Source organism: Enterobacter sp. PTB, assembly GCF_051130085.1.
GTDB lineage: Bacteria > Pseudomonadota > Gammaproteobacteria > Enterobacterales > Enterobacteriaceae > Enterobacter > Enterobacter ludwigii.
Genome location: NZ_JBDKEE010000008.1, coordinates 23,334 through 36,886, shown reverse-complemented (window position 1 = coordinate 36,886; position 13,553 = coordinate 23,334). Strand labels below are relative to the sequence as shown.

Annotated in this window: 13 protein-coding genes; 5 read left to right on the top strand and 8 right to left on the bottom strand. The window is 56.5% G+C overall.

Features of this window, described 5'->3' with window-relative positions:
* Positions 1–14: 14 nt before the first annotated feature.
* Complete coding sequence (gene creA / locus AAIR21_RS11955; RefSeq protein ID WP_014168552.1) at positions 15–485, bottom strand: protein CreA; 471 nt, start codon at positions 483–485, stop codon at positions 15–17.
* A gap of 211 nt (positions 486–696) precedes the next feature.
* Here creA and robA point away from each other — a divergent pair, with 211 nt between their 5' ends.
* On the top strand, positions 697–1,566 hold the full coding sequence (robA, locus tag AAIR21_RS11950) for an MDR efflux pump AcrAB transcriptional activator RobA (RefSeq protein WP_014168551.1): 870 nt from the start codon (positions 697–699) through the stop codon (positions 1,564–1,566).
* On the opposite strand, the gene gpmB is transcribed toward robA, so the two are convergent.
* A complete protein-coding gene (gene gpmB, locus AAIR21_RS11945; RefSeq protein WP_014168550.1) occupies positions 1,563–2,210 on the bottom strand; it encodes a 2,3-diphosphoglycerate-dependent phosphoglycerate mutase GpmB in 648 nt (215 codons plus the stop codon). The genes robA and gpmB overlap by 4 nt on opposite strands.
* 50 nt (positions 2,211–2,260) lie before the next feature.
* Here gpmB and yjjX point away from each other — a divergent pair, with 50 nt between their 5' ends.
* Positions 2,261–2,776 carry an inosine/xanthosine triphosphatase gene (gene yjjX / locus AAIR21_RS11940; RefSeq protein WP_014168549.1) on the top strand — a complete coding sequence of 172 codons (516 nt, stop codon included), beginning with the start codon at positions 2,261–2,263 and terminating at the stop codon, positions 2,774–2,776.
* Here the strand turns inward: yjjX and trpR are convergent.
* Positions 2,767–3,096, bottom strand: coding sequence for a trp operon repressor (gene trpR / locus AAIR21_RS11935; RefSeq protein ID WP_020885267.1), 330 nt, complete (start codon positions 3,094–3,096; stop codon positions 2,767–2,769). The genes yjjX and trpR overlap by 10 nt on opposite strands.
* Positions 3,097–3,150: 54 nt before the next feature.
* Positions 3,151–5,088: a murein transglycosylase gene (gene sltY, locus AAIR21_RS11930; protein WP_014168547.1), complete on the bottom strand. Its 1,938-nt coding sequence runs from the start codon at positions 5,086–5,088 to the stop codon at positions 3,151–3,153.
* Between the two features lie 227 nt (positions 5,089–5,315).
* Between sltY and ettA the strand changes: the two genes are divergently transcribed.
* On the top strand, positions 5,316–6,983 hold the full coding sequence (gene ettA, locus AAIR21_RS11925) for an energy-dependent translational throttle protein EttA (RefSeq protein WP_014168546.1): 1,668 nt from the start codon (positions 5,316–5,318) through the stop codon (positions 6,981–6,983).
* Between the two features lie 67 nt (positions 6,984–7,050).
* On the opposite strand, the gene AAIR21_RS11920 is transcribed toward ettA, so the two are convergent.
* Positions 7,051–7,950 (bottom strand): LysR family transcriptional regulator, encoded by a 900-nt coding sequence (locus AAIR21_RS11920; RefSeq protein WP_014168545.1) that lies wholly within the window; start codon positions 7,948–7,950, stop codon positions 7,051–7,053.
* 108 nt (positions 7,951–8,058) lie between these two features.
* Between AAIR21_RS11920 and AAIR21_RS11915 the strand changes: the two genes are divergently transcribed.
* Positions 8,059–9,060 (top strand): zinc-binding alcohol dehydrogenase family protein, encoded by a 1,002-nt coding sequence (locus tag AAIR21_RS11915; protein ID WP_020885270.1) that lies wholly within the window; start codon positions 8,059–8,061, stop codon positions 9,058–9,060.
* 58 nt (positions 9,061–9,118) lie between these two features.
* Here AAIR21_RS11915 and nadR read toward each other — a convergent pair whose 3' ends face one another.
* From nadR to serB, 3 genes are read right to left on the bottom strand one after another with little or no spacing between them, the layout of a single operon-like run.
* Positions 9,119–10,351 carry a multifunctional transcriptional regulator/nicotinamide-nucleotide adenylyltransferase/ribosylnicotinamide kinase NadR gene (gene nadR / locus AAIR21_RS11910; RefSeq protein ID WP_014168543.1) on the bottom strand — a complete coding sequence of 411 codons (1,233 nt, stop codon included), beginning with the start codon at positions 10,349–10,351 and terminating at the stop codon, positions 9,119–9,121.
* A gap of 35 nt (positions 10,352–10,386) precedes the next feature.
* Positions 10,387–11,772, bottom strand: a complete 1,386-nt coding sequence (radA, locus tag AAIR21_RS11905) for a DNA repair protein RadA (RefSeq protein WP_014168542.1) — start codon at positions 11,770–11,772, stop codon at positions 10,387–10,389.
* A gap of 11 nt (positions 11,773–11,783) precedes the next feature.
* Positions 11,784–12,752, bottom strand: a complete 969-nt coding sequence (gene serB / locus AAIR21_RS11900; protein WP_020885272.1) for a phosphoserine phosphatase — start codon at positions 12,750–12,752, stop codon at positions 11,784–11,786.
* 117 nt (positions 12,753–12,869) lie between these two features.
* Here serB and AAIR21_RS11895 point away from each other — a divergent pair, with 117 nt between their 5' ends.
* Positions 12,870–13,514 (top strand): YtjB family periplasmic protein, encoded by a 645-nt coding sequence (locus tag AAIR21_RS11895; protein WP_020885273.1) that lies wholly within the window; start codon positions 12,870–12,872, stop codon positions 13,512–13,514.
* Positions 13,515–13,553 lie beyond the last annotated feature (39 nt).

Sequence of the window (13,553 nt, the reverse complement as noted above, 5' to 3'; positions counted from 1 at the left end):
GATTCATCCCTGAATTAGTGCCATGGCATGATCGGCACGGCGCTGATGGCGTTTTTCGGTGAGCCTTCAACCACTTTGTCGGAATAGGCCAGATAGGCGAGCGTGTTGCGTTTGGCGTCATAAAAACGCACCACCTGCAGCTTTTTAAACACCAGCGAGGTCCGTTTCTGGAACACAACGTCGCCCTGCGCTTTGCCGTTTTTGATTTTGTCACTCAGCTCCACAGGACCGACCTGCTGGCAGGAGATTGCCGCATCGGAGGTATCTTCAGCCAGCCCAAGCCCGCCTTTAATGCCCCCGGTTTTCGCCCGACTAACGTAGCAGGTGACGTTTTTCACGTCCGGATCGTCAAACGCCTCCACCACAATCTTGTGGTCCGGGCCGAACACTTTGAAAACGGTATCGACAGAACCAATCTGTTCCGCCTGCGCGGCGTGCCCCACCGTCAACATCAGGGCAGTGAAGATCAAAGTCTTGTATTTCATATTGTTACCATTTTTAAGAATTACGCTGAGCGATTATTCAACACTGTAGACAAAAATGTAGCAAGATCACAGGATTAGAATATATTCACCCAAAACGAGGAACAAAAGGCATTAATGAGCAAAAAAAACACTGAATGCTAAAACATCAAAAAATGCTATTATCCGCTAACCTGTTATCAGGCACCTGCTGTTTTAAGGATGAGGATAGTATATGGATCAGGCTGGAATTATTCGCGACCTGCTCACCTGGCTGGAAGGTCATCTCGACCAGCCTTTGTCACTGGATAATGTGGCGGCTAAAGCAGGCTATTCCAAGTGGCATCTGCAAAGGATGTTCAAGGATGTCACCGGTCATGCTATCGGGGCCTATATCCGCGCACGTCGTCTGTCAAAATCAGCGGTGGCATTACGCCTGACCGCGCGGCCGATTCTGGATATTGCACTGCAATATCGTTTCGACTCGCAGCAAACCTTTACCCGCGCCTTTAAAAAACAGTTCTCGTTAACGCCAGCGCTCTATCGCCGCTCGCCTGACTGGAGCTCGTTTGGCATGCGTCCGCCGCTGCGTCTGGGTGAGTTTGCAATGCCGAAATATGAATTTATCACCCTGCCAGAAACGCACCTGATTGGTACGACGCAAAGCTACTCCTGTTCGCTGGAGCAGATTTCAGAATTCCGTCATCAGATGCGCGTTCAGTTCTGGCGCGACTTCCTGAGCCATGCACCGGCGATCCCGCCCATCCTGTATGGTCTCAACGAAACGCACCCAAGCCAGGAAAAAGACGACGAGCAGGAGGTGTTCTACACCACCGCGTTAACGCCAGAGCTGGCGAATGGCTATATTCAGGGTTCAAAGCCCGTGGTGCTGGAAGGCGGCGAATACGTGATGTTCGCTTATGAAGGGCTGGGAACGGGTGTACAGGAATTTATCCTGACCGTTTACGGAACCTGCATGCCAATGCTGAACCTGAATCGCCGTAAAGGTCAGGATATTGAGCGCTACTATCCGGCAAGCGATGCTAAACCGGAAGAAGGCCCCATCAATCTGCGTATGGAATTCTTAATTCCGATACGTCGTTAACGCTGAAGTTCGTCAAGTGCAGGGGCATCAAGATGCGAAATGTCCCCTGCCATCTCTACGACCCAACCTGACGCCAGCCACGCGCTTTCCTGATAGTCGATACGGGAAATAGAGCAGTTGCGCAGACGCAAACGGCGCTCTGCATACGCAGGTAACCCCAGAATCGTGCTCACCAGGCAGCCCAGCGCAATACCGTGACTCACCAGCAGCGGACGGCTCCCGGCCGGAAGCTTCAGGCATTCCGCCAGCGCGGCATGCATGCGCACGCTCAGCTCCTGCATGGATTCGCCTTCCGGAATACGGCCATCTTCGGTGCCGTTGACCAGCGTGCGACGCCAGCCCTCTTCCGTTTCCGTCAGCGTATCGATATGCCGTTTTTCCAGCACGCCCATATCCAGCTCGCGCAGACGCGGCTCGATCATGACATCACAACCACAGGCATCGGCAATGATGCGCGCCGTCTGCTGTGTGCGACCTAAGTCGCTGGTGATAACATGCGTAATGCCCAGCGTTCTGGCGCGTTCTGCCACCTGCCACGCCTGCTGCACACCCTTTTCAGTAAGAGGACTGTCTGACTGGCCTTGAATACGTCGCTCGGCGTTCCACTGCGTCTCACCGTGGCGAACAAGGTATACCTGTAACATGCTTTTTTTCCGTTATACTGCGATGAGTTTTTTTTGAATCGAGCTTAATTATGCACCATGTTGTCTCTGCTACCACCAATCCTGCCAAAATTCAGGCAATTCTAAGGGCATTCGAAGAGATTTTCGGCGAAGGATCCTGCCATATTGATGCCATCGGCGTCGAGAGCGGCGTGCCTGAACAGCCGTTTGGCAGCGAGGAAACGCGCGCTGGCGCACGAAATCGCGTGGCAAACGCCAGGGCTGCCGCACCGGATGCTGACTTCTGGGTGGCAATTGAAGCGGGTATCGACGAAGGCGCGACGTTCAGCTGGGTGGTCATCGAGAACCGTGAACAGCGTGGAGAAGCGCGTTCAGCAACCCTGCCGCTGCCAAAAATCATTCTGGAAAAAGTATCCGCGGGTGAAGCGCTCGGGCCGGTGATGTCTCAGTACACCGGCATCGATGAAATTGGCCGCAAAGAAGGCGCGATTGGCGTCTTTACCGCTGGCGCACTAACGCGTTCAGGCGTTTACCACCAGGCGGTGATTCTGGCCCTGAGCCCGTTCCATAACGCGATTTATCGCTGAGCGCCCAGCAGCACAGACTCCAGCCACTGACGCAGCTCCACCGGCGCGGATTTCAGGCTGTTCGATCCGCGGGTGATCGTCGCGATACCCGCGCCCAGTTCATTTTTGAGCTCACGCTGGCTCATCTCACCGCGCAACAGCTCTTCGATGATCCGCACGCGTGTGCCCAGGGCTTCACGCTCATCCGGCGTCAGCATCAGCTGCAATAAAGGCAAATGCAGATCCTGGTCGTAAGACTGGCGGAGCAACTCCACAAAACGAAGCCACTCCTGATGACGTTGTTCGGCCATTGCCGAGGAATACGGGGAATGCTGGGTCATGTTATGCCGCCTGTTGTACTCATTAACGAGTACAGCATAACACAACCCGCCCCATCAGTAACGTCTCTGCCACTCAGCATCGCTCATCAGGGTATCTTTTTGTCCCATGAAATAGCGATAGTAGGCGTCATAAGCCAATACGTTCTTCACATAGCCGCGGGTTTCCGAGAACGGAATACTTTCCACAAACGCGACGGCGTCAATGCGCCCGGCGCTGTTGCCAAGCCAGGTGCGCACGCGGCCCGGACCTGCGTTATACGCCGCTGAGGAGAAGATGCGGTTATTGCCGAACTGCTGATAAACATACTGCAGGTAGCTGGTACCGATGTTGATGTTGGTCTCCGGATCCAGCAGCTGTGACGGGCTGCTGTATCCCGGGATGTTAAACATCTTCACCGTATGCGTCGCGGTTCCCGGCATCACCTGCATCAGGCCGCTGGCCCCGACCGGGGAACGGACTTTCGGGTTCCACGCACTCTCCTGACGGGCAATGGCCATGGCGTAGCTTTGCGGAATGTCTTTACCGCTGGTGTAGCGCTCGAACAGATCTTTATAGGCCAGCGGGAAACGCTCTTCGAGATGATCCCACAGCTTGCCGGCGATCGTTGCCTGCACGCTCAGATCCCACCAGTGGTTATCAAAGGCATAGCGGGCAAGCTGTGCCTTCTCATCGGTCGTACGGCTGGTCACCAGATTCGCCCATTCGCTACGGGCGGTATTGTCCATGTTCCAGTACATCAGCTCGCGAACGCGCGCCATTTCTGGCCCCTGAGTCAACGCCGGGTTGGCGTTAGCAGGGGCTTTATCAATGCGGAACGTGTACTCCTCACCCAGACGCTGCGCGGCCGCCATCGGATAGAATCCACGCTGCTGCATCAGCGCATGAAGGATCTCTTTGGCTTCATCGTCACGCCCGCGCTCCATCAGCAGATCCGCCTGCCAGTAACGCCATTCGTCTTTCTCTTTGGCGTCCATTGGCAGACGCGCAAGCCAGGTATTCAGCCCCCGGCGATCGCCCGTCCCCAGCGCCATACGCACGCGGCGCTCCACCAGCGACGTGGAGTTCGAACGCATAATCGCATCGTCTCGCCAGCGCGCCTGCTCGTCGGTTACATCGGTGCTCATCAGTCGCCACGCCACAATGTCGCGCAGCTCCTGAGTTTGATCTTCATTGAGCTGCTGCGCCTGCACCAGCTGCGGGATCATCAGCCGCGCATTTTCCACGTCGTCACGCGCCACGCTGGCAAAAGCCACCGCGGCCATCTGGCGGGTAAAATCGGTCGCACCGGTGCTGCGGGCAAAGGTCAGTACGCTGTTCGGATCGTTCGCCAGGGCGATGACGGCGGTTGAGATCGTCTGATAATCAGACGGCATTTGTCCCGCAAGCGTGGTAACCAGCCGCGTGTTTCCGGCTTTCATCGCCAGGCGAATACGTTCAAGGTACGCCAGCGGATCCTGCTTACCTGACGCACGCCATGCGCCAAAGAGGGAATCACAGGCATTTGGCTGGCTTTTTCCGGTCAACCACAGATCTTTCGCGCCCGCCCAGGCCTCTTCCTGCTGTCCGGTAACCCACTTCGCATAGTAATAGTTACACTGGGCTTCGGTGGTGTTCGGTTTTTCCGGGCTAAACGCCAGCAGCCCACGCCAGTCTTCACGACGTGCCAGCTCGTTCACAAAACGAGACTGCAGCGTCCGCGCGGGCGGCAGCGTCGGGTTCGCCTGAATAAAGTTATTCACGGTGACCGTGGGTTGATTCATGAGATCGTCAGTGATCTGCCGATACTCCAGATACGGATAGAGAGGATACGCTTTTAAGGTCGGCATCAGCGCCTGCACGGTATCCATCTGCTTATTGTCCCACGCCTGTTTAATCTGGGCGTAGCGATTACGTTGTTCATCCAGTGAATCGGCATGCACCGCCTGGCTTGCCGCCATCACGCATACGCTGGCAGCCAGCAGACGCCAGACCACCTGTTTGGCTTTTCCCACAAGCTCTTCCTCATTGTTTTTTCGTCAATTGCAGCGTCTTGCCACGTCAAAGTCTAATTAACTTATGCTAACCAGGCATCCTGCAACGCGCCACGTCGCGGACACTTTTTTACCTTTCTTGCGCGTTTTAACACTCCCGACGTTCCTGGCTGGGATTAGGACGTGAAAAAGGCTACACTTCGAGGCTGATATTCTTTCTCATCACGATAAAAGAGGCGAAGTCCAACGTGGCTCAATTCGTTTATACCATGCATCGTGTCGGCAAAGTTGTCCCGCCGAAACGTCATATTCTTAAAAATATCTCGCTGAGCTTCTTCCCGGGCGCAAAAATCGGTGTTCTGGGTCTCAACGGTGCCGGTAAGTCCACCCTGCTGCGCATCATGGCCGGCATCGATACAGACATCGAAGGTGAAGCCCGTCCGCAGCCTGGCATCAAAATTGGCTACCTGCCGCAGGAGCCTCAGCTCAACCCGGAACACACCGTTCGTGAATCCGTTGAAGAGGCGGTTTCTGACGTCGTTAACGCACTGAAAGGTCTGGATGAAGTGTATGCCAAATACGCTGAACCGGATGCGGACTTCGATAAACTGGCCGCTCAGCAAGGCAAGTTTGAAGAGATTATCCAGGCGCATGACGGCCACAACCTGAACGTGCAGCTCGAGCGCGCCGCTGACGCCCTGCGTCTGCCAGACTGGGATGCGAAAATCGCGAACCTCTCCGGGGGTGAACGCCGCCGCGTGGCGCTGTGCCGTCTGCTGCTGGAAAAGCCAGACATGCTGCTGCTCGACGAACCGACCAACCACCTGGATGCGGAATCCGTGGCATGGCTGGAGCGTTTCCTGCACGATTTCGAAGGCACCGTTGTGGCGATCACCCACGACCGTTACTTCCTCGACAACGTTGCAGGCTGGATCCTGGAGCTTGACCGTGGTGAAGGCATTCCATGGGAAGGCAACTACTCCTCCTGGCTGGAGCAGAAAGACCAGCGTCTGGCGCAGGAAGCCTCTCAGGAAGCCGCGCGTCGTAAGTCTATCGAGAAAGAGCTGGAGTGGGTTCGTCAGGGCGCTAAAGGCCGTCAGTCTAAGGGCAAAGCCCGTCTGGCACGCTTTGAAGAGCTGAACAACACCGAATACCAGAAACGTAACGAGACCAACGAACTGTTTATTCCGCCTGGCGCACGTCTGGGGGATAAAGTGGTTGAAGTCACCAATCTGCGTAAGTCTTATGGCGATCGCCTGCTGATTGACGACCTGACCTTCTCCGTACCGAAAGGTGCCATCGTGGGGATCATCGGTCCGAACGGCGCGGGTAAATCCACCCTGTTCCGCATGATGTCCGGTCAGGAACAGCCAGACAGTGGTTCAATCACTCTGGGTGAAACCGTGAAACTGGCTTCCGTTGACCAGTTCCGTGACGCCATGGATAACAGCAAAACCGTGTGGGAAGAAGTGTCCGGCGGACTGGATATCATGCGTATCGGTAACACCGAAATGCCAAGCCGCGCTTACGTTGGCCGCTTTAACTTCAAAGGCACCGACCAGGGTAAACGCGTGGGCGAGCTCTCCGGTGGTGAACGTGGTCGTCTGCACCTGGCCAAACTGCTGCAGGTTGGCGGTAACGTGCTGCTGCTCGATGAACCGACCAACGACCTGGACATTGAAACCCTGCGCGCACTGGAAAACGCCCTGCTGGAGTTCCCGGGCTGTGCAATGGTTATCTCGCACGACCGTTGGTTCCTTGACCGTATCGCAACCCACATCCTGGACTACCAGGACGAAGGGAAAGTGGAGTTCTTCGAAGGTAACTTCACCGAATACGAAGAGTACAAGAAACGTACGCTGGGCGCGGATGCGCTGGAGCCGAAACGTATTAAGTACAAACGTATCGCGAAATAAATGTAAAACGGCAACGTCAGTTGCCGTTTTTTTTGTTTGTTCCTACACTCTGTGAGTGACGCACCGTTCACCCCCCCACGTAAAACCGCTTCACCTCATCACACTGCATCGCAAAGTCGATATAACGCATCAGCGCCGGCGAGTTCAGCTTGCGGCTCGGGTAAGCCAGCCACAAATCGTTCCCCTCGACGTTCCACTCCGGCAGCACCTTCACCAGCGCGCCCTTTTCAACCTTATCCTCAAGCAAAAAAGCGGGAAGCAGCGTGATCCCGGCGCCGGCGATGGCACATTCGCGCGCATACACCAGATTATCCGTCAGATGGGCGTTATCCGGCAGATAACGGTAATCCTCACTTTCGCTTTGCAGCAGCCATTCAGACCACGCCTTGTGGGTAATACAGCGGTGTTCCACCAGCTGCCGGGGATGCGTCAGCGGCTCCCGGCGCGCCAGGTAAGTCGGTGAGGCCAGCATATAACGCGGGCAATGACCGATCATACGGCCAATCAGAGAGGAGTCCTGCGGCTTACCGGTACGCAGCGCCACGTCAAAACCTGACTCGACCAGGTCGAGCACGTCGTCAGAAATGGACACGTCAAGCGAAACGTCCGGATAGCGGAGCTGGAACTCCGCATTCAAATGCGCCAGCAGCGTCGCGCCGATCCCGGCCGGGCAGGTGATGCGCAGTCGACCGCTGGGGTTTTCACGCAGCCGCTGAATGGCGTACTCCGCCCGTTCACTTGCCGCCAGCATCTCGCGGCAGTGAACCAGATAGTGCTCGCCGGCGAACGTCAGGTTCAGCCTGCGCGTAGTACGATTGAGCAAGCGGATCCCCACCTGCTGCTCAAGCTGGCTGATTCGCTGACTGACGCTGGATTTCGGCAGCTCAGCTTTCTGTGCCGCCGCGGTAAAACTGCCCAGCTCTGCCACCAGCGCAAACAGCGCCATATCCTGAAGCTGTTTAAACATGATTGTTCATCCTGTACGAACACTTCGTTCTCAATTGTCCATCTTATCACGCGACTGAGCACTTAATAGACTAGTCTCAACAACACGCTTTCCATAAAGGAGCTCACCATGTCAGTTAAAGCCATTGCCGTTAATCCAGACAGTCCTGCTGATTTCATTGAAATTACCCAACCGATGCCGCAGCCCGGCGAGCACGATCTGCTGGTTGAGGTAAAAGCCGTTTCCATCAACCCGGTCGATACCAAAGTTCACGCGGGCATCGTCAGAAGCGGCCTGACAGAACCACGCGTTCTCGGCTGGGACGCCAGCGGCATTGTGAAAGCCGTGGGTGCAGGCGTTAGCGGTTTTAAACCGGGGGATGAAGTGTGGTACGCGGGCGATATTACCCGCCCGGGCAGCAATACCACCCATCAGCTGATCGATGCGCGCATTGTCGGGCATAAGCCGGTAAGCCTCGGCTGGGCAGCCGCAGCCGCCTTGCCGTTAACCGCCCTCACCGCCTGGGAAGGATTGTTTGAACGGCTGAATATCCAGGATGCCGGCCCGGACAAAACGCTGCTCATTATTGGCGGCGCGGGCGGCGTAGGATCGCTGGCGATCCCGTTTGCGAAACATCGCAGCAACGTGAAGATCGTCGCGACCGCCTCGCGGGAAGATTCTGCTCAGTGGTGTCGCGATCGCGGTGCCGATCACGTGGTGAATTACCGTGACCTGAAAGGTGAACTGGCTAAACAGGGCCTGACGTTTGTGGATTACATTTTCATTCTCAATGATACCGACGGCCACTGGGATGCCGTCAGTGAACTGATCGCACCACAGGGGCATATCTGCTCCATCGTTGAGAACGCACACCCGCTGAACCAGGATAAACTGAAATCCAAATCTGCCGCGCTGCACTGGGAGTTTATGTACACCCGCAGCATGTACCAGACCGCCGACATGGCGCGTCAGGGCGAGATCTTAAACGAGGTTGCGAAGCTGGTGGATAACGGCGTGGTGGAAAGCTCACTGAGCGAAACGCTGCACGGGCTGAGCGTCGAAAGCATCACCGAAGCGCACCGAAAAGTGCTGGACGGGCATATGCGTGGCAAAGTGGTGGTTGAGTATTGAGGGGGGGGTTCCCCCTCACACCGGCCCTCTCCGTCAGGAGAGGGTTAGGATGAGGGAATTACCCCTGCTCCCCCATCATCTCTTTCACCAGCTCTACGCAGCGCAGGAAACGGCTGTCGTAATCTGACTCCTCCACATGCACAAACTCCACGTTATTTTCGTGCAGCATGTCGATGAGCATGCTCTGGAACTCTTTTCTGTCGACGGAACTGCCGAGGCTGCGGATCCCGTCGGCAACCCACGGGGTGTTGTTTTCGAGCAAAATCACCAGGTCAAAACGGTATTCGTCTATCAGCGCCTGCACAAACGGATGCTCGCGTCCCTCGTATTTTTTGCAAAACGCCTGGGTGGTGACGAAATCGGTATCAATGAAGGCCACTTTATTGGCGTATTTCACCGCGAAATCAATGTACTGCGCATGACCGAGCGCGATTTTATCGTAGTCGGAGTACTGCAACGCCATCTCGTCACCGCCCAGATGTGAGAAGACGTAATCACGCCCGTACTCCCACGCACTGGTGGTGTTAAAGATGTTGGCCAGCTTGTTGACCAGCGTCGATTTCCCGCTCGACTCGCCGCCCAGAATCGCAACGGTGCGCACAAAGAACGGTTTTACCTCGGTTGGGATGTAATCCCAGTAGCGGAACGGGTTTTCGCGGATCAGCGCCCCGCTGATGTTCATAAAGGTACGCTTTGGATCGATCAGCACGGTTTCAATGCCCAGATGCTCGCGGAACTGCGGCGCATCGGACTCTTCAGAGGTGTAGATCCAGTTCGGGGTGATCCCCTTTTCGTCCATGAACGCTTTGACGCCATTGCTCCACACATCCCAGCCGTGCGGATACGGCTCCATGCCCTCTTCATTAAAAGCATGAATACGAATGTTTTTCTGGTACTTAAAGGTCTGCAGCAGCCAGCGCAGGCGATCCGGCACGGTTGGCTGCTGCGACATGGCGCTGTCCTCGAACAGCTGACGGTCGCGGGTTTCATCGTAACCCATGATGATATGCAGCTCGTCCACCTGGCTACAGGCACGCTGGATCAGATAGATGTGCCCGGTATGCAGCGGGTAAAACTTGCCAAATACCACGCCGACGTTCTTTTGCATACGCGGGAATTCAAGCCCCAGAAAGCGGTGCAACGCTTCCAGCTTTTGTGCGCTGGGGCTTTTGATTTTGGCGTTCAGCAGTTGGCTCAGGTAGCCTTTGGTCATGCCGCTGGCATCCGCCACCTGCTGCAGCGTGCAGCCTTTCTGGCGGATTGCGGTCTTGATGTAGTCAAATGATGACATAAATTACGGTGCCTCCTGCAAAATCGAATACGTAATTATAAGTCGTCAAAGACATTTAACGCATCTGCGAGTTTCTTCACGCCAAAGACCTGCATCCCTTCCGGGATTTTTTTCGGCACGTTGGCGGCGGGCACAATGGCGCGGCGAAAGCCGTGCTTCGCCGCCTCGGAGATGCGCTCCTGGCCGCTTGGCACCGGGCGTATCTCCCCGGCCAGACCCACTTCACCAAACACCACCAGGTCCTGGGGCAGCGGTCTGTCACGCAGGCTGGAGACCATTGCCAGCAGCAGCGCCAGATCCGCACTGGTCTCAGTGACTTTGACCCCGCCGACCACGTTGACGAACACGTCCTGATCCGCCATCTGCAGGCCGCCGTGGCGGTGCAGTACGGCCAACAGGATCGCCAGGCGGTTTTGTTCCAGGCCAACGGCCACACGCCGTGGGTTACCCATCATTGAGTGATCCACCAGCGCCTGAATTTCCACGAGCAGCGGACGCGTCCCTTCCCAGAGCACCATCACCGAGCTACCGGAGGTCACTTCATCGCCCCGGCTGAGGAAGATGGCAGACGGGTTGCTGACTTCACGCAGCCCCTGCTCGGTCATGGCAAACACGCCCAACTCGTTCACCGCACCAAAACGGTTTTTGTGGCTGCGCAACGTACGGAAACGGGAATCGGCATCGCCGTCGAGCATGACGGAGCAGTCGATACAGTGCTCCAGCACTTTCGGCCCCGCCAGCGAGCCATCTTTCGTGACGTGGCCGACCATCACAATCGCCACACCGCGCGTTTTGGCAAAGCGCGTGAGATAGGCGGCGGTTTCACGCACCTGCGCCACACTCCCCGGTGAAGACTGGATATCCGCCATGTGCATCACCTGAATGGAGTCGATAACCATCAGCTTCGGCTGCTCTTCTTCGGCAATCATGCAGATTTGCTCGATGCTGGTTTCCGAAAGCATGTTGAGGTTGCCGGTTGGCAGGCCAAGACGGTGCGCACGCATTGCCACCTGCTGCAGGGACTCTTCACCGGTGACGTACAGGGTTTTCATCTGTTCGGCGAGCTTGCAGAGCGTTTGCAACAGCAGTGTTGATTTACCCGCTCCCGGGTTACCGCCGATCAGGATCGCACTGCCCGGCACCACTCCCCCGCCGAGCACACGGTCAAACTCTTTGAAGCCGGTCGAGAAACGCGGCAGCTCTTCGAGGCTGATATCCGAGAGCTTTTGCACTTTCGCGACACCGGCGTTGCCGGCATAACCGCTCAGGCGTTCATTGCGGGCCACGCTCGGCGAAGCCGCCACACCACGCACTTCGGTGATGGTGTTCCAGGCATGACAGGCGCTACATTGCCCCTGCCAGCGCGGATAATCCGCACCACATTCATTACAGACAAATGCGCGTTTTGGAGCTTTCGCCACGGTTTACCTCGTTATTTCTGATTCACGCTGCCGGAGAGAATGCAGAACACCCCCATCAGGTCAGCATGACGGATGGTGACTTCCGTCTTTTCATTCACTTTAGGCTTGGCATGGTAGGCAATGCCAAGGCCTGCCGCTTTGATCATCGGCAGGTCGTTCGCGCCATCACCGATGGCAACGGTCTGGACGACAGGAATTTCATATTTTTCCGCCAGACGGGTCAGGGTATTGGCTTTGTACTGGGCATCCACGATATCGCCGATCACCTGGCCGGTCAGCTTGCCGTCCATGATTTCCAGCTCATTCGCCACCACGGTGGTCAGGCGCAACGTGTCGCGAAGGTAGTCGGCGAAGAAGGTGAACCCGCCCGAGGCGATAGCCACTTTCCAGCCCAGCGTTTCTAACTTCAGCACCAGCTGCGTCAGCCCCGGCATTAACGGCAACTCATCACGCACCTGGCGCAGGATGTTCGCGTCCGCCCCTTTCAGGGTCGCCACGCGCTGTCTCAGACTGGCGGTGAAATCTAGCTCGCCGCGCATTGCCCGTTCGGTCACATCGGCCACCAGCTCGCCGCTGCCGGCAAGCCTGGCGATCTCGTCGATGCACTCGATCTGGATGGCGGTGGAATCCATGTCCATCACCAGCAGACCCGGCGTTTTCAGGTGTGGAATTTTGCCGAGAGGCGCCACGTCCAGGCCGGCATCATGCGCCAGGCGGGTCGCGCGCTGCGTCAGGGAACCTGCCAGGCGGATGACCTGATAATCCTCTACGCACCAGGCCGCCACGATGACCATCGCTGCACCCAGTTTGGTTTGATATTGGGTCAGGCGTTGTTTGTCCAGGCCGCGTCCGTACAGCAGCCAGCCGCTACGGCCAGCGTGGTAATCCAGAGGCATCACCTCATCACCACTTAAAGAGAGCGGCAATCCTGGCCATAAAGAGACATCCGTAGGCAGGTCGCACCAGGTAATGTTCGGCATTGAAGCTCCTGTGAATTCGTTCGCGCCGGAAGGTTCCAGAGGGAAAATAACGCATGAGGCTACCTTGTAACCATCACTTCTGGCAACATTAAGCCGTAAATTTTCAGCAGGTGGAATATGGCTCGCGCAAAACTGAAATTCCGACTTCATCGTGCCGTGATTGTCCTGATATGTCTCGCACTCTTGGTCGCGCTGATGCAAGGAGCATCGTGGTTCAGCCAGAACCACCAGCGGCAACGTAACCCGCAGTTTGAGGAACTGGCGCGTACTCTGGCGCGTCAGGTCACGCTCAACATCGCCCCGGCGATGCGCACCGAAACGCCGGACGAGAAGCGCATAGGTCAGATATTACGCCAGTTAACCGAAAACAGCCGCATTCTTGATGCTGGTGTCTACGACGAACAGGGCGACTTGATCGCCCGTGCCGGTGAGCACGTTGACGTCCGTGACAGGCTGGCGCTGGACGGCAAAAAAGCCGGCGGCTATTTCAATCAGCAGATCGTCGAACCCGTGCAGGGGAAAAATGGTCCGCTCGGGTATTTGCGCCTGACGCTCGACACCCACACCCTGCCCACCGAAGCAAAACAGGTGGACAACACCACCAATATTTTGCGCCTGATGCTGCTGCTCTCGTTGGCCATCGGTGTGGTGCTGGCACGCACGCTGCTGCAGGGTAAACGCACCCGCTGGCAGCAATCGCCTTTCCTCCTGACCGCCAGTAAATCGGTGCCCGAAGAGGACGAGGGCGATAAGAAAGAATAGTGATAAAGTAGGCTTACGATTCGGAAAAGGAACTTTGCC